This window comes from Pseudomonas sp. S3_E10 (assembly GCF_054667615.1).
On sequence record NZ_CP162743.1, the window covers coordinates 5,734,363 to 5,750,287 of the forward strand.

Here is a 15,925-nt window from a genome sequence, read left to right on the forward strand (position 1 = left end):
CGCAAAGCCCTCCCGCACTGACCGCATCAGGCGTTGAGGCTGCGCGTCATCCGCAATGCCAACACACTGCCGGCCACAATCACTGCGGCCAGCAGGTAAAGCGCCATATCCGTGGACCCGGTGGCATCCTTCACGAAACCGACGATATACGGGCTGAGGAAGCCGGCCATCTGGCCCATGGAGTTGATCAGCGCCAACCCACCGGCCGCCGCGCCCGCGCTGAGCATAGCGGTAGGCACCGGCCAGAACATCGGCAGGCCGGTGAGGGCGCCCATGGTGGCGATAGTCAGCCCGAGGATGGCGAGCGCCGGCGTAGTGGCGAAATTCACCGCGATCACCAAGCCAATGGCGCCCATCAACATCGGCACCACCAAGTGCCAGCGACGCTCTTTGCGCAAGTCGGCGGAACGCCCCACCAGCAACATGAATACCGCCGCCAGCAGGTAAGGGACCGCACTGAGCCAGCCAATCACCAGGTTATCGCTGAACCCCAGGTTCTTGATGATCGACGGCAACCAGAAGTTGATCGCGTACACACCGCTCTGGATGCAGAAGTAGATCAGCCCGAAGGCCCAGATGGCCGGGTTCTTGAATACTTGCCCCAGCGAGTCGGTGGTGGCCTTGGGTTTGTTTGCCTGGTCGGTGGCCTGGTCGGTTTCCAGCACCGCGCGCTCGTGCGGCGTGAGCCACTTGGCGTTGGCGAAGCTGTCACTGAGCAGGAAGTAGGCGAGGGCGCCGAGGATCACGGTCGGGATGCCTTGCAGCAGAAACATCCACTGCCAGCCGGCCAAGCCACCTTGGCCGGCGGCGAAGTGGTTGAGAATCCAGCCGGAAAACGGGCTGCCGAGCAACCCCGACACCGGGATCGCCGACATGAACAGGGCCATGATCCGCCCACGACGGAACGTCGGGAACCACTGCGCAAGGTACAGCACCACACCGGGGAAGAACCCGGCTTCGGCGGCACCGGTAAACAGGCGCAGGGTGTAGAAATGCGTCGGCGTGGTCACGAACAACAGGCAGGTGGACAGGGTGCCCCACACGATCATCATCAAGGCAATCCAGCGACGTGGACCGAACCGGGTCAGCGCCAGGTTGCTCGGCACGCCGCACAGCACGTAGCCGATAAAGAAGATCCCGGCTCCCAGGCCGTACACGGTTTCGCTGAACTTCAGTGCATCGAGCATCTGCAACTTGGCAAAGCCAACGTTGACCCGGTCGAGGTAGTTGAACAGATAGCAGATGAAAATGAACGGGATCAGGCGCAGGGTAATGCGCTTATAGATGGCGTTTTTATCGTCATCGGTGGTCAGTGGGGCAGCGGCGCTCTGTGACATGGCGTTCTCTCTATTTATTATGATTTTGCGCGATGCGCGGGTAACGTTGATCGCCCAACGAGTCTCGGCCACGCGGCGGGGTGCTGTCTTTGTGCTCGCGCACAGACAAGCCGGCTTTGCGCTGTGCCGATGAACAACCCTGCCGTGCAGGACTTTTTCGAGGAGATGGCCCCCGTGTTCGAGCTGGATCATGACCTGGCGCAGGATATCGTCGATCGGACCATGGCGATTTTGCCCTACAACGTCAACGTCATGGACAGCCAGGGGCTGATCCTGGGCAGCGGTGAAGCCGAGCGCATCAACACCCGCCATGAGGGGGCGCAACTGGTGCTGGCCAATGGGCGCGTGGTGGAAATCGACGGCCAGACCGCCAAGCACCTCAAGGGCGTGCAGCCGGGTATCAACCTGCCGCTGATGCACGATCAGCGCCTGATCGGCGTGCTGGGCATCACCGGCGAGCCGGAGTTGCTGCGCACGTATGCCGAACTGGTGCGCATGACCGCCGAAATGCTGGTCAGCCATCGTCACCAGCAAGCCGAGCAGCACTGGCGGCGCCAGCGTTGCGATGACCTGCTGGCATTGCTGCTGGCCGACACCGGCGACTCACCGCGCCTGGTCGATGAAGCCCAGCAACTGGGGCTCAAACCGCAACTGGCGCGCACGCCTTACCTGTTCGAGCTGGGCCCTGGCCAATCGGCGGAAGCCTTGAGCACCTGGCTGACCTCGCGTTACCCGGACAGTTGGTGCGTCAGCTCAGCGCAGTTTTCGCTGTTGTGGTGCCGGCCGGCGGCCGTTCAGGTGGACAACCTGCGCCTGCTGGAGAAGCTCGACGCTCAAGGTTGGACGATCCTGCGGGTGGCCGTGGGCGGGCAAGCCAATGGTTTGCCCGGCCTGCGGCGTTGCTACCGACGCGTCGGTGACCTGCTGGCGTACGGTCGCGATGTGCTGCCGCACTCGCGGCTGCTGACGCTCAGCCGTTATCGCCTGCCGGTGATGCTCTGGCGCCATCGCAACGATGATGCCCTCGACGAACTGCTCAACCCTCTGCGCAACGTGCTGGCCAAGGACAGCAACGGCCAACTGCTGGCCACGCTGCGCAGCTGGTGCGAGCACGACGGCCAGAGCCAGGCCTGCGCCGATGCGCTGGGCATTCACCGCAATAGCCTGCGTTATCGCATGGAGCGCATCGCGGAACTCAGCGGCGTCGACCCGTTGACCCTGGACGGCATGCTTGCCTTGTACCTCGGCGTGCAGTTGCTGCCCCAGTCTTTGTCGGAATGAACAACAAAGCTCACCCGCACTTGTGCATCTGACCGGCGTCAATCCCGGTGCCAGCTGGCAGCATGGGCGTTATAAAAACCGGAGAAAGCCCATGAAAATCATCATCGCCCCCGACTCGTTCAAGGACAGCCTGAGTGCTGAAGGCGTCGCCCAGGCTATCGCCCATGGGCTGGCCCAGGTCTGGCCGGACGCACAGTTGATCCAATGCCCGATGGCGGACGGCGGTGAAGGCACGGTGGATTCGGTGCTCGCCGCCTGCAACGGCGAACTGCGCCACCAAACGGTGCGCGGGCCGCTGGGCGCGGCGGTCGACGCGCGTTGGGGCTGGTTGGCCGACAGCCGCACGGCGATCATCGAAATGGCCGAAGCCAGCGGTCTGCAACGGGTGCCGCCCGGCCAGCGCGATGCGTGCATCACCAGCACCTTCGGCACCGGAGAACTGATCCGCGCGGCCCTGGATGCCGGTGCCCAGCGCATCATCCTGGCGATTGGCGGCAGTGCCACCAACGATGGCGGTGCCGGAGCGATGCAAGCGCTGGGTCTGCAAGTGTTCGACGCCCAGGAGCAAGCGCTGGCACCTGGCGGCCTGGCCTTATCGCGCCTGGCCCGTATGAGTCTTGAACACCTCGACCCACGCTTGGCCGAGGTGCGCTTTGAAATCGCCGCCGACGTAAATAACCCACTGTGCGGCCCCCAGGGTGCCTCGGCGATTTTCGGCCCGCAGAAAGGTGCCACCCCCGAGCACGTCAGGCAACTTGATGCTGCGCTCGGCCATTTCGCCGACCATTGTGCCCGCGTGTTGCCCAGGGATGTACGCGACGAACCCGGCAGCGGCGCGGCGGGTGGCCTGGGCTTCGCCGCCAAAGCCTTCCTGGGGGCGCAGTTCCGTGCGGGTGTGGAGGTCGTGGCTGAGTTGGTCGGCCTTGATCAAGCCGTGCGCGGCGCCGACCTTGTGATTACCGGCGAAGGCCGTTTCGACGCCCAGACCCTGCGCGGCAAAACGCCCTTCGGTGTGGCGCACATCGCCCGGCAACACGGCGTGCCGGTGATCGTCATCGCCGGCACCCTGGGCGATGGTTACGAGCAGATGTACGCCCATGGCGTCGACGCCGCATTCGCGTTGCCTTCAGGGCCCACCAGCCTGGAACAGGCGTGCGCTGAAGCACCGCGTTTGTTGAGTGAGCGGGCGGCGGATATTGCGCGGGTGTGGCGGGTGGCTGCCAAGCGCTGACGCACCCGTCAGAACATGGGACAATCCGCGCCTTTTCGACACGGAGAGTCCCATGCTGCGCCCCGTACTTCTGGCCCTGCTGCTGAGCGGCACTGCCACCCTTGCTCAAGCCAAACCCGAAACCGTACCGCTGCTGCGGGAAATCAAGGAGTGGGTGATCGGTTGCGACAACCTGCGCAATTGCCATGCCCTCAGCGCGCCCAGTGGGGTCGACGAAGAGGACTACAGCTCGTTGACGTTGCACATCTGGCATCAGGCCGGGGCCGAGGGCTACCTGCGCTTGCGCTTCGACCATCGTGGCGAAGCGCTGGACCTGGCCACCTTGCGATTGGACGGTCAGCCGCTGGGCCTGGAGTTGACTCGGGATTTGCACGTCGAACTGGACGATCAGGGCGGCGATCCCGAGGTGCGGTCCTACGGTGTGATCGAGGAGGCCGCGGCCCGCCGTTGGTTGCAGGCCTTGCGCGATGGCAAGCGTCTGGAGCTACCGGATGACAAGGACGCCCATGTGTCGTTGAGCGGGCTGAGCGCTTCGCTGCTGTTGATAGATGCGGTGCAGGGGCGGGTGGATAACCTCACCGCGCTGGCCCGGCCGGGTAAAGGCGCGGCCAGTGCCGTGCCGGCGCGTTTGCCGACCCCGGTATTGCGCAAATTCCCGGGGGCACCCGCGTTGACCGCACAGGAGCAGGCCGGCCTGGTAGCGGCTGCGCTGCGCCCCATCACGCCTGAGGTCAACGGCACGGGCGGCGAACCGGAGGCCAGCGCCGGTGCGCTGACGGCGCAGCAAGCAATGACCGTGGTGCGTTATGACTGCGCGGCCTACAACTGCGAGTACGACGTGGTCAGCCGCCAGCGCCAGGCGCCATATGCCGAAACAACCCTGCAGCTTGAGTCTTTGCCACTGGAGGACGCGGCGCTGCAAGGCTCGGTCGGCTATGACCCGGCCACGGGCACCTTGAGCTACTTCTACAAACAACGCGGGATCGGCGATTGTGGCGGCGGGGGGGTGTGGGTGTTTGACGGCAAGGGCTTCCAGCTCAGCGAATTCAAAATGATGCCGCGTTGCACCGGGGTGGCCTACGGGGATTGGCCGTCTTTGTGGTCGACCGCACCTGCGCCCTAGCCATCAAGCGGGGAGGGCCTCTACACTGGCCGGCCATGTGTTATTCAAAGGATGAAGCACCATGCACACGCCTGAACCTCATATCGTCATCCAGCGCTTTACCGAGGCCCATCTTGAAGGCGTTGCGGCGCTCTATAACGAACCTGCCGTGTGCCGTCAGGTGCTGCAGATGCCTTTCCAATCGGTGGAGGCGTGGCGCAAAAAACTGGTGATGGACGATGAGCGGCGCCTGCAACTGGTGGCCGTGCATGGCGGCGAGGTCATTGGCCAACTCGGCCTGCAACAGTACCTGCGCGTGCGCCAGGCCCATGTCGGTTCGTTCGGCATGGGCGTGGCCACGGCCTGGCAAGGCAAAGGCGTGGGCTCGCGCCTGTTGACGGCCGCGCTGGACGTGGCCGACAACTGGATGAACCTGCATCGTGTGGAGCTGACGGTGTACGTCGACAACGAAGCGGCGCAACGCCTGTACCGTAAATTCGGCTTCGAGGTAGAAGGTGTGCTGCGTGACAGCGCCCTGCGTGATGGGGTGTTTGTCGACACCGTCAGCATGGCGCGCCTGCGCACGCGCGCTTAGTCCTGCAAGGCAAACGCCACCGCCGCCTGCGCATGCAGCGCGGTGGTGTCCAGCAGCGGCAACTCGCTGTGTTCGGGCTTGATCAACAGGCCGATTTCCGTGCAACCGAGGATCACCGCCTGAGCGCCGCGCGCGGCCAGGGACTGGATGACCCGTTGGTAAGTCCGGCGTGAAGTGTCGCTGATCACGCCGACGCACAGCTCCTCATAGATAACGCGATGCACCTCCTTGCGTTCATCCGCGTCCGGTAACAGCACGGTCAGGCCGTGGCCGGTCAGTCGGGACGTAAGAAAGTCCTGCTCCATGGTGAAGGCCGTGCCGAGCAAACCAACCGTCAACGTCCCGGCTTCCACGGCGGCCAACGCGGCGGCATCGGCGATATGCAGGAACGGAATCGACACTGCCGCTTCGATTCGCGGCGCCAGCTTGTGCATGGTGTTGGTACACAGCACCACGCATTCGGCGCCACCCGCCTGCAAGCGGCGGGCGGCATCTTCGAGGATCAGCGCGTTGTCGTCCCAGCGTCCGGCATGCTGGGCTTGCTCCACCGGGCCGAAGTCCACGCTGTACATCAACACTTGTGCCGAGCGCAGCGGGCCGAGTTGGTCGCGCACGCACTGGTTGATGATGCGGTAATACTCGGCGCTGGACTCCCAGCTCATGCCGCCGATAAGGCCGATGGTGCGCATGTGATGTTCCTGACAATGGATGTGGTTTCACCTTACTCACTGGCAGGGCAATAGTCATACGCAGTTACCGCGCAAATGAGCGGTGCAGTTTGGTCTGAGCGCGCATGCCAGGCGCCGTCAATGAGGTGTATTCCCCAGGATTGGCTATACCTACAGCTCATTCTTACGATGATGATCGCCAGGGAGTTCAATGATGAAGCTAAGGCTAATGATCAGCGCGCTGTGCGTCGCCTCGATCGGCATGGCGGGCTGCGCCAGCAAGGTCACGCAACCGGACGAGTATTCAGGGTTCCTCTCCAACTACAGCCAACTGAAGAAAGCCACGTCACCCTCGGGCGCTGAAGTGATGCGCTGGGTCGATCCCACGCTGGACTTGAGCCGCTACACGGCGGTGTACATCGAGCCCACTCAGTTCTATCCCACGCCACAGGCCAGCGCAAAAATCCCGCAGAGCACCCTCAGCGGCATCAACAGCTATTTCAACCAGGCGCTCAAGCGTGAGCTGGCCAAGTCATTGCCCTTGGCGAACGGCCCGGGCCCTGGCGTGATTGTGGTCCGTGCCGCAATCACTGCCGTCAGCAGTAAGACCGAAGGCCTCAAGCCCTATGAATTCATCCCGGTAGCGTTGGTGGCGGCAGCGGTGAGTACCGGCGCGGGTATTCGCGACCAGGAGACCACCTTGGGCACCGAGGCGCAGTTTCTGGATGGCGCCAACGGCAAGGTCCTCGCCCAGGTGGTGCGCAAAGGCACCGGCAAGCCGCTGTCAAATGACTCGCAGGTGATGAAGGCCGATGACGTGAAAGAGGTGATCGATGGTTGGGCGTCAGATCTGCATCAGTCCTATGTGAAGCTCAAAAAACACTAGAACGCATTGCGCGCAAGGCGGTTGTAGTAGCTCAGGAGGGCGTCGTAGCGACGCGTGACGAGGTAGTAGTCCTCACTCAGTTGCGGTGGCGCGGCGTGTGCGAGCCAGTCTTGGCGAAGGGTGGTCAACGCCGCAAGGTATGCCTCTGCCGCCGGGCTGATCGTATACCAGAGGTTACTGGCCTCTTCATCCCGAGGGTTGCCGGGGTGCAGGCGTTTGTACGCGTTGCCGTTATCCGCCGCCGCCTGCACGGCCGCGGCCAGGTCGGCGACGGTCTGCGGTGTCAGGCTGGCATCGCGCATGTCACGTTCAATCCGGTCAACGGCATGGCGCGCGGCGATCATGTAATTGAGTACGTGCCAGTGAAGGTCGCGGCCCATACGGGCTTCGATACGCGCCAACTGCGCGGGGCGTACGCTCAGGTCTTCACGTTCCAGTTGGTTGCGCAGGCCGGTTGAGACCGCCAGGTAGTCTTCGCCGACGTCGACCAGTTGGGCGAGCAGTGGTTTGTTCATGGCCTCAGCGACCATTTGCTGAACACCTTGAGGCACGCCATCGGGCGGCGGCATTGCCGTGATTTTGTCCGTCAGCGAGGTGAGTTTCTGCAGCCGGTAGGCGTACACACTGGCCAGGCCGATCAATGGGCTGCCGGGTTGCTGGCGCTCCAGTTTCAGGGTGTACAAGGACGAGCACACCGATGCTTGGATAATCCGCGGTTCGGGCTCGTTTCTGTCGCCGAAGTTGTCGTGCTCGGGCGCTTGTGGCGACGCGGCATGCAGGCGGTAGTACGCCAAACGGGTGTCCCGATCAATACGGTTCACGCAGTCAATGAGGGGGGCCAGCGCACTGGCTGTTGCCGTGGACGGGCTGTCACGCTGGTCCAGCCACAATTGCGCGTATTGCAAGGGTTTGGTCGCGCCGGCGACACCGAGCAGCCCCAGGCCCAACACCAGGCTTATGGGCACCAGCCATTTCGGATTCATCGCTTGGCCTCCTGGCCGTACCACTGCGTGTGCGTGGCGGGTGCCTGGCATTCGGTCGCGCTGCGCGGCATGCGGCTGCACAGGCGCTCGGTCCACTGTTGCAGGCCCTGGTTACGGGTGATCAGATGGCTGTTATCGAGCACCTTCAAACCGGCGTACAGCACAACTGCGCCGACGAGACCCAACGCGCCGCCCAGCACGGCCCAGCGCGGGTGGCGGGCGGACCAGGGGGTGTGGTGGTTGGTGAAGGGGCGCCTGATCAAGCCGACCAGTGCCAGCACCACGACCAGGGTCAAGCTGGCCAGCGGGTTGAACACATACCCCAGTGCTCCCGCCACAACGAGCCCCGGCAGCAGATCGCGTATCGGCAGCAACGGCAAGTGGCTGGCGCTGATCCAGCACGGCAATCGCTGGCTGAGCCGTTCATCCAGCACGCGATAGTGGTGAGCCCATGGTCGCCAGCCCTGCCAGGCTACGCCCGCGCAGACCACGGCGCCTATCGCCCACACAATGCCCTGGCCCAGGGTCGGGATGATCTTCCCGGCCAGGCTTTCAACCTGTACCAGCATGCCCACCAGGCAACTGAGCACCAGCGCGACGATCCACGGCCAGGTGTCCAGGGCCGAATCCCAGCCTTGCCAGAAATACACGGTGCCGCCGGGCATCGCTTCGGCAACGCTGATGTGGTCGGCGTAAAGATCGGCGCTGAGCTGCTGGCAGGCCTTCCAGTCGTGCTCGTCCAGGCGTTGCGCGAAGGCGCGGCGCTGGCCCAGGCTCATCGGCGCGAGCAGTAAACGCGCGGCGCGCTGTTCCGGGCTGTAGGGCGGTTCGGCGGCCAATGCGCGTTGGCGTGCGAGAAAGGCCGGCCCTTGCTGGCGTTTCAACAAGAGCGCCCACTCGTCGGCCGGGCAGGCATGATCTGCGCCACCGTGCCAGCGCTGCCCGGCACACACGGCGTTGAACAGCGTGCTTGACCAGTAATGATGATGGGCAAGCAGCCTGGCCAACCATTCATTGAACCACTCGGCATGGGGATGATTGTTCACCCAGGCATGCTCATGACGTGCGGCGTAGGCCGCCAGGAACGCGGCGTCGTCGTGCTGCCCAAGCGCCTCATACAGCGGGCGCTGCAATTGGTCGCGCTGCTGTCGCTCCAGGGTGTCGATCAATGCGCTGGGCAATTCGAGCCGTTGCCAGGCAGTCAGCCAGTTGAAGGTTTCGAAGGCCCACCGCGTGTCCTCGGCATTCAGCTCGCCTTCGATGCAGCGCTGCAACAGATGGATCTCAAGGAACAACGCCGTGCCATCGGCCATTGCCGCTTCATAGCGCTGGGCAAGGGTTTCGCCGAGGGCTTCGACAAGCACCTCGGCCTCGGGCTCCTGCTCGTTCTCACGCCAGGCCAACGCGGCTTCATAGGCTTCGCGCAGGCGCTGGAAGCCCTGTGGGTCGTCGTCCGGACGCGTCTTTTTCAACAAGGCCGCGTAGTGGCGCTTGATCGTGCGGCTATCGGCATCCGGCGCCAGGCCGAGGATGTTCCAGCAATTCATTTGCGATGCAGCTCCCTGACAACGGCCCGGCGTGCGGTTATTTGAGTGGCGTCAACGGTGGCAATTTCCACTGGCCATTGCTGGCTTCGGGCTTGGGCAGGTACACGCGCAGTACCGCATAGAACGGCGCCGGCGGGGCGGGCAGCCAGTTGGCCTGTTCCGCCTTGGGTGGCTCGTGATGCTGCAATGCCAGGGTCAGGCCACCGTCGGCGTCCAGCTTCAGGCCCGGCAGCATGCGCGAGTTGATCAGGTAACGCTTTTTATGGTTCGGCACCAGTTGGTGGGTCTTGGCGTCGTACAGGGTCAGTGACCAGAACGCATCGGCCGGCGGCAGTTGGTCCTTGCTGAAATGCACGGTATAGCTATGACGCGCGCCGTTGGCCGGTTTGCCTTCGCTGTCGTCACGGTAGGTGAATGACACGGCTTCGTCGGCGGAGTTGCCGAAAATCCCCAGGTCGGCACCGGCGTAGCGGTACAGGTAATTGTTTTGCAGACGGTCACGGCTGCCGTACAGGTCGCTGCGGGCGACCTGATGAGTGTCGATCTTGTCTTTTTTGAAGGCCGCGAATTCGGCGCGAGCATCGGAAATGCCGTCCTCCAGCGCCTTGCGCTGTTCAGCGGTCAATTGGTTGGCCTTGAACGGCGCGCCAGGCGCCACACCGATCTTGGCAAAACGCGCCAGCAGCTCTTTTTCACTGTCCTGGGGGGCGGCGAAGGCCAACATGAAGTTCAGGTAACGAAACAGCTGTGGGCCTTCGGTCATGGTCGCCATGGGCTTGGGCCAGGCGAGTTTCGGCGCCTTGGCCGGTGCGGCCTGCTTCACGTAGCTGCTCAGTGACTGCACCTTGTAGCCATTCTGGATCTGCTTGACCTTGTTCAGGTCTTTGTCATCAAACAACTGGGTGCGATACAGCGCATAGGCGACGTTGCTTTCGCTGTAGACCACGCGGTCCACGTCCACGGGTTGCTGCCCCTTCCAGTCGGGACCGGCGATCATGTAATGACCACCGTTGTTGCCGGTGCTGCGCGTGCCCAGGTAGGCGATGTTTTGCGTGTACAGGTCAACCAGTTGCACGGCGTAGTAACGGTCGTCCTCGATTTTCGGCAGCGTCAGCACCAAAGGCTCGCTGCGCAGGTCCATCCACACGAAGGAATACGCCATGTCGGCATTCGGGGTCGTCAAGGCGGTGTCTTTGGGGCTGGTCACCGGTGCGGTGGTACCGATACGGTTGAACGGCGCCTTGAATTCAACGCCGCCCTTGTCGACAGCCTGGGCGTAGAGCGTCTTGTACATCTGCACCACGGGGAAGCCGTAAAGGTAGGCTTCCTTTGCAATGGCCCGCGCTTCGCTCGGGGTTGCCGTGAAGTCGGCCAAGGCACCGCCGCTCAGCAATAAAGAGAGGCTCGCCAGCAGCAGGCGCGTGGGTTTTGCAATCATGTTGTTGCATCCTTCGTGAGTGCTTTTGAAGAAATGTGTTGAATGGCGCACGAGCGCGCTGAGTTTCCGTTTTTATTCGCCGCAGGTCACGTAAATCTGTGCGGGCCGGACACAAAAATGCCGCCCCGGAAGGCGGCACTGGCAAGCCGACATCATTCAGTGCCGAGGATAGACCTGACCTTGTCGCGCAACTGGTCGATGGAAAACGGTTTGCCTATCACGTGCATGCCTGCGGGCACATCGATGTTTTCGGCATAGCCGCTGGCAAACAGGATCGGCAGGGCGGGGTGCAATTCACGCACCTTGTGGGCCAACTGCTTGCCGTCCATGTCCGGCAGGCCGACGTCCGTCATCATCAGGTGGATGTTCTGGTCATGGTTTTGCACGTGTTCCAACGCACGTCCAGCGTCGGCGGCTTCCAGCACACGGAACGCCAACTCCTCCAATACATCGACGATCAACATGCGCACGATGTCGTCGTCTTCGACGACAAGGATGGTGGAGGTGGAGGGCATAAAGAGGCGTCCTGAAGATGGGAGGGCGGGGGCTTGCTCAGTCCGAAGACCATCCTCTACTGAGTTGTCTGCGCCCCGGCAAGTTCCCGACAAAAGAAGGCTATTGTGCAGGCAATAGGCCTTGATGTCTTGTGACGAGGTGAAATGCCCGCCGGGAAAGGACTTGCCCGCATGCAGGCGCAAAAGCGTCAGGTTGACGGTCGCCTGGCAAATCGACCGTCGCACCTGCACTTTTGGGCCTGGGGCATGGCTTACAGATCAGTCAAAAACAAGTCCTGCACGCTACCTGGCACGGTGGCGGTCACGCTATTCAACGCGGGTTCCTCGAATACCGAAATCTTGTACTCAGGCACCTGGGGGTTCTGGCCGAAATGTGCCAACAGGTATTTAGTCCTGCCGGATTTTAATGTGCTTTCCAGCGCGGCGCTCATTTGCGCCTCCGTGGAAAAGGTCGCCTTCCCATAGTTAGGGTCGAAATAAAACCATTCCTTCTTGCCATTGGAAATAACCACGCCGGCGGTGAAGCCGTGATCGGGGCCATTGATTAAAAGGGTTTTTGAAGTGCGGGCACCGGCCAGCTCTGAAATGATCTGCGTGTAAGGAACCTGCCTCGCCTGCATACCATGATGGAATTGACCGCCCAGTATTTCCTGCAGCTGACTTATCTGGTCGTTGAACTTGGCAACTTTCGATGCCTTGAGCTCTTGGATTCCGGCGTTGACGGGGTCGGTTTTGCGCAATTGGGCAATGTCGCCGGGGCTAAGCGTAGGCACCATCGCGACATACAGGTTCTTGATAAACGTATCCTGCTTGCGATGCTTCACGGCGGCGGCCATGACATTGGAAAGCGCCGCGCACTCGCCGCCCGAGAGCGGGGAGACTTGACTGAGGTAATACCCTTGGGGAATCGGCGTTGCCTTGCCACCGGCGGCAGTGATTTCAGCGGCGAATTCCTTGAAGTTCTCCTGGCTGACTTTGATTCGTCGATTTTCCAAATACTTGACCAGCTGTCCAAACTCTTCTGATGTACGCCCGGGGGCAATGGCAAGTTCTGCGAGCTGGTAGTTAGTCAGTGTGTCTGAAAACTCGCGGATGCGTTCTGGGTTCCCCGAGTCGTAGCCTTTCTTAAACATGTCTGCGTCGACGATTTGCGCAGCTTCACGTGCGGATTTAAAACGCTCGGGCAGCGCTTCAAGTTCATCTATGCGTTTTACCAGGCTACCAAGCTCTGCTGGCGTACGGCGTTCGGCAACGGCAAGACGTTTCAAATCCTCAATACTCAGTGCTGTGGAATAGCCATAGATAGCGTCTGGTTTAACGTTGTTCTGGCCCAGTATGTAGGCTGCCTTGTCCTCGGTTTTGGCGTTGGCCACAGCGGCCATGAAGTCACGGCGATAGTTAGGGTTATTCGCAGGTGGCGCCAATACCGAAGCGATCATCTTGCCAAACCAGCTGTCGGCAAACGCTTTTATTTCGCCTTCGAGCGCAGCCACTTTCGGCGTAAAGTCTTTGAGCGCCGGGCCATACGGGCGATGGTTGATGGCGTCATAGCCATACCATTTTCCCTCCCTGAATACAGCGCTGCCGCCGACGGTCTGCTCGGCTATTTTGAAGGTGCCCAGCGCGGCGACGTCATACGTTTTACTGGCCGCTTTCAACAAGTCATAACTACCGCTCGCGCCCTTGAACTTGTTAAGCCATTCGCCGGTTTTGGCAAGCCCTTTGCCCGCCAGCTTTGTCGCGCCCATCAATGCATCGCCCGCCCCGCCGACCGGGTTGAGCGCCTCAAGCGCGGTAACGCCAATGAATTTGGCAACTTTGGCCGCCTTGCCTGCGGCGCTGATACTTTGAGCGCCCTTGGCCAGAGCTTTTGAGGCCTGAGCCGCCTTGCCTGCGCCCAACGTTACCAAGCCGATGATGTCCACCCCCAGATCAAACAAGCCGTCGCCTACCTGGCCGTTTTTGAAGTTGACGATGGCGGATCGAAAAGGGATGAGGTTCAGAAAAAACTCACCTATTGCCGCATTCACCTGTCGAGCCTTATCGTAAGAGGTGACGCCCTTGGCGTAATTCAATAAGTCTTCATTGCCGAGATCCAGGGATTTGACGAAGGCGTCAGCAATCAACTTTGTTCGAGAGCCACCGTAGCTATACGGCGTGTAATCAGCACCGGTCCACTCTGCGGTGTGATCAGCACCTACCCATCCTCCGGTTTGATTGGCACGCTCGCCGTTGTAGGGATCAAAGAGCTCGGTTCGGGAAATAATGTTCGCCGTGCGCGTATCCAACTTTTCGCGGCTGTAGGGCTCGCTGAACTTATTGCTTAGGTAGTTCTGTTTTTCGATGCTCGCCTTATGGGTGTCAATCTCATAAATATTGACTTCGCCGTTTCGCGTGGTTTTTACGTGCAGTGTATGCCCGCGTTTTTCCAAGGTGAGCGGCGAAAGTATATCCATCGCTACCTTGTAATCATTGGTGTGCAGGAACTCTATCTTGCCAAACTCAAGGTTTTTTCGATCCTCCAGCGGTAGCTTGGAAAGCAGGTATTTGACCATCCCCGCATGGCCTTCGCTTTGAGATTCCAGCGCTTCTTTGTACTGGGTATTAAACACATCAACGACGTGGAAACGCTCAGACCTGCAGTACGCATTGAATGCCGTCATCGGCACGAGACTGCGACTGCTTTCCCAACGGAAGCCGGACTGGAGTTTGTCACCCTCCATCGCGATGTCGAGCATCGAACGCAAGGTCGGATCGCCCCGACGCGTGTTCCCAAAGCGCTTTTGCAGCACCTTTTGCTCAAATATCTGGGGGTCGTGGTCGGGGAATTCCTGCTTCAGGCAGTACAGGGCAATTGCCTTGCGGCTGGGAAAGGGCGTCTGGAGCTGGGTGGAGACGTGGGTCAGCGCCTCTAACTTACTGTTGTAGTGGATTCTGATGCGTTCGATTTGCGCATCGCCCGGCACTTGTTCGGCGCTCTCCAACACACCGTTGACGACGGCCCAATCCCTCAAGACTTCACGCTGAACCCGATCATCAGCGAGCGCCATGCCTTCAGCTGCGAGCAATACCTGGGCATAGGACATGTTTTGTACGCTGCCCGGTGCCTGCGCCTCCAGCTTGGCCACTTCAATCGTTAGTTGAGACCAGGCAATGCTGCCATACGTCACGCTGGCGGGAAGGTCTTTGACCAGATACTGCGGTGCGGTGCGTGAAAGCAGGAGATGAGCGGCGAATTTGGCGGTTTGAGTGGTCGCCCGGCCACTGTCGATCAAGTGTTGACTCAGCCGGTCCACAATGACAGAAGCGTGTTGCCCCCATTGCGCCTGTGCGTCCAACTGAAAACCAGCCACAGCATTACGGACCGGGCCAGTGAGCGACTCCGGATCAAGCCCCACCTGAATGGCCGTTAATAGATAGTCATAAATGCTGGTACCTGATGAAGCGCCCTTCAAGTGCGTCTGCAGGGCTTGGCCCAGCGCCTGGGCCTTGGGCGTGTCCAGCAATTGTTGAAGCGCTGTACGTGGCGCCTGAAGGTCGGCCGCGGTTGTTGGGCTGCCGCTCAGCAAATAAGCCAATGCGCCTTTACTCGCATCCGCCAATGGTAAGCCTGCCAATGAAGTGTTATTGGACTGCAGGAAGTCGGCGATGCTCTGCCGGCCCTCTGTTGTCATGGGCACCGGCCAGGAAAGCCCACCCCCCAGATTGCCCAGCGGGTGCAACGCGGCCTTCTGGTTCAGGGTTTTGACCAGCTCACCCAGCGCGTCCAATGAGGTCGGTACCTTCAAGCCATTTTGCAGTAAGAACGACTCAAGGCTGACTTGGCTCTCGGGGGCCAGTCGGCTCGTCACCTCGGCGCTCGTCAGTGAGTTGTCGGCAGGGACGCGTGCGGTGAGGTCCTGATGCACGGCGCTCAATTTGGCCGCCAACACCTCCCAGTTGCGTTGGTTGGCTAATGCGGCTTGAAGTCCGGAAACGCCGGCCGGAGCCGCTGGCCCTGGAGCGATGGCGGGTTCAATTGCGCTCGCGGAGGCGTGGGGCGTTTCCGCACGGGGAAGATTGACGATGGCGGGGGCCGGGAGGCTAGTGATCGAAGTCATTACATTTACCTGTCGTAATTTGGGAAGGTACCGCGCCGAAAAGTGCTTCCCTGAACCCTCGGCCACTCCCTGTGTGTGTGCAGTCGTCCTGCGTACATTCCGTTACGGTTGTCAGAATTCGTGTGCAAGTCCCGATGCCACAGCCCGCATGCGTGTCTGATATGTGTAGGCATGCTCCGCGAAAAGCATCACAAACGTAGCCCTCCAACCCCAATCTGGGGCAAACTCCCGGTTTTTCCGCA

The 15,925-nt window shown here is 61.2% G+C and carries 12 protein-coding genes; 5 read left to right on the top strand and 7 right to left on the bottom strand.

What is annotated here, in order from left to right:
• Positions 1 to 26: 26 nt before the first annotated feature.
• Positions 27 to 1,337 (bottom strand): MFS transporter, encoded by a 1,311-nt coding sequence (locus AB4N98_RS26325; RefSeq protein WP_065879055.1) that lies wholly within the window; start codon positions 1,335 to 1,337, stop codon positions 27 to 29.
• 174 nt (positions 1,338 to 1,511) lie between these two features.
• Between AB4N98_RS26325 and AB4N98_RS26330 the strand changes: the two genes are divergently transcribed.
• The 4 genes from AB4N98_RS26330 to AB4N98_RS26345 all read left to right on the top strand — a co-directional run bounded on the left by AB4N98_RS26330 (position 1,512) and on the right by AB4N98_RS26345 (position 5,546).
• Positions 1,512 to 2,618: a sugar diacid recognition domain-containing protein gene (locus tag AB4N98_RS26330; RefSeq protein ID WP_065879145.1), complete on the top strand. Its 1,107-nt coding sequence runs from the start codon at positions 1,512 to 1,514 to the stop codon at positions 2,616 to 2,618.
• A gap of 91 nt (positions 2,619 to 2,709) precedes the next feature.
• A complete protein-coding gene (locus AB4N98_RS26335) occupies positions 2,710 to 3,849 on the top strand; it encodes a glycerate kinase (protein WP_065879056.1) in 1,140 nt (379 codons plus the stop codon).
• Positions 3,850 to 3,901: 52 nt separating this feature from the next.
• On the top strand, positions 3,902 to 4,972 hold the full coding sequence (locus AB4N98_RS26340) for a DUF1176 domain-containing protein (RefSeq protein ID WP_065879057.1): 1,071 nt from the start codon (positions 3,902 to 3,904) through the stop codon (positions 4,970 to 4,972).
• 61 nt (positions 4,973 to 5,033) lie between these two features.
• Positions 5,034 to 5,546 (top strand): GNAT family N-acetyltransferase, encoded by a 513-nt coding sequence (locus AB4N98_RS26345; protein ID WP_065879058.1) that lies wholly within the window; start codon positions 5,034 to 5,036, stop codon positions 5,544 to 5,546.
• Here AB4N98_RS26345 and AB4N98_RS26350 read toward each other — a convergent pair.
• Positions 5,543 to 6,235 carry an aspartate/glutamate racemase family protein gene (locus AB4N98_RS26350; RefSeq protein WP_460149062.1) on the bottom strand — a complete coding sequence of 231 codons (693 nt, stop codon included), beginning with the start codon at positions 6,233 to 6,235 and terminating at the stop codon, positions 5,543 to 5,545. The genes AB4N98_RS26345 and AB4N98_RS26350 overlap by 4 nt on opposite strands.
• A 193-nt stretch (positions 6,236 to 6,428) precedes the next feature.
• Between AB4N98_RS26350 and AB4N98_RS26355 the strand changes: the two genes are divergently transcribed.
• A complete protein-coding gene (locus AB4N98_RS26355) occupies positions 6,429 to 7,100 on the top strand; it encodes a DUF3313 domain-containing protein (RefSeq protein ID WP_017528059.1) in 672 nt (223 codons plus the stop codon).
• Here the strand turns inward: AB4N98_RS26355 and AB4N98_RS26360 are convergent.
• From AB4N98_RS26360 to AB4N98_RS26380, 5 genes are all read right to left on the bottom strand, one after another.
• A complete protein-coding gene (locus AB4N98_RS26360; protein ID WP_065879060.1) occupies positions 7,097 to 8,083 on the bottom strand; it encodes a DUF3829 domain-containing protein in 987 nt (328 codons plus the stop codon). The two genes, AB4N98_RS26355 and AB4N98_RS26360, sit on opposite strands and share 4 nt — an antisense overlap.
• Positions 8,080 to 9,630 (bottom strand): J domain-containing protein, encoded by a 1,551-nt coding sequence (locus AB4N98_RS26365; RefSeq protein WP_065879061.1) that lies wholly within the window; start codon positions 9,628 to 9,630, stop codon positions 8,080 to 8,082. Before AB4N98_RS26365 ends, AB4N98_RS26360 begins: the two co-directional genes overlap by 4 nt.
• A 37-nt stretch (positions 9,631 to 9,667) precedes the next feature.
• The gene (locus AB4N98_RS26370; protein ID WP_065879062.1) at positions 9,668 to 11,068 is read right to left on the bottom strand and encodes a DUF1254 domain-containing protein; all 1,401 of its coding nucleotides are present in this window, start codon (positions 11,066 to 11,068) and stop codon (positions 9,668 to 9,670) included.
• A 152-nt stretch (positions 11,069 to 11,220) separates the two neighbouring features.
• Positions 11,221 to 11,583 carry a response regulator gene (locus AB4N98_RS26375; RefSeq protein ID WP_065879063.1) on the bottom strand — a complete coding sequence of 121 codons (363 nt, stop codon included), beginning with the start codon at positions 11,581 to 11,583 and terminating at the stop codon, positions 11,221 to 11,223.
• Between the two features lie 251 nt (positions 11,584 to 11,834).
• On the bottom strand, positions 11,835 to 15,683 hold the full coding sequence (locus AB4N98_RS26380) for a hypothetical protein (RefSeq protein WP_460149063.1): 3,849 nt from the start codon (positions 15,681 to 15,683) through the stop codon (positions 11,835 to 11,837).
• Positions 15,684 to 15,925: the final 242 nt, after the last annotated feature.

Coding starts and splice junctions, on each gene's coding strand:
- AB4N98_RS26325 (WP_065879055.1), bottom strand. CDS start 1,337: ATGTCACAGAGCGCCGCTGCCCCACTGACCACCGATGACGATAAAAAC.
- AB4N98_RS26335 (WP_065879056.1), top strand. CDS start 2,710: ATGAAAATCATCATCGCCCCCGACTCGTTCAAGGACAGCCTGAGTGCT.
- AB4N98_RS26340 (WP_065879057.1), top strand. CDS start 3,902: ATGCTGCGCCCCGTACTTCTGGCCCTGCTGCTGAGCGGCACTGCCACC.
- AB4N98_RS26345 (WP_065879058.1), top strand. CDS start 5,034: ATGCACACGCCTGAACCTCATATCGTCATCCAGCGCTTTACCGAGGCC.
- AB4N98_RS26350 (WP_460149062.1), bottom strand. CDS start 6,235: ATGCGCACCATCGGCCTTATCGGCGGCATGAGCTGGGAGTCCAGCGCC.
- AB4N98_RS26355 (WP_017528059.1), top strand. CDS start 6,429: ATGAAGCTAAGGCTAATGATCAGCGCGCTGTGCGTCGCCTCGATCGGC.
- AB4N98_RS26360 (WP_065879060.1), bottom strand. CDS start 8,083: ATGAATCCGAAATGGCTGGTGCCCATAAGCCTGGTGTTGGGCCTGGGG.
- AB4N98_RS26365 (WP_065879061.1), bottom strand. CDS start 9,630: ATGAATTGCTGGAACATCCTCGGCCTGGCGCCGGATGCCGATAGCCGC.
- AB4N98_RS26370 (WP_065879062.1), bottom strand. CDS start 11,068: ATGATTGCAAAACCCACGCGCCTGCTGCTGGCGAGCCTCTCTTTATTG.
- AB4N98_RS26375 (WP_065879063.1), bottom strand. CDS start 11,583: ATGCCCTCCACCTCCACCATCCTTGTCGTCGAAGACGACGACATCGTG.
- AB4N98_RS26380 (WP_460149063.1), bottom strand. CDS start 15,683: ATGACTTCGATCACTAGCCTCCCGGCCCCCGCCATCGTCAATCTTCCC.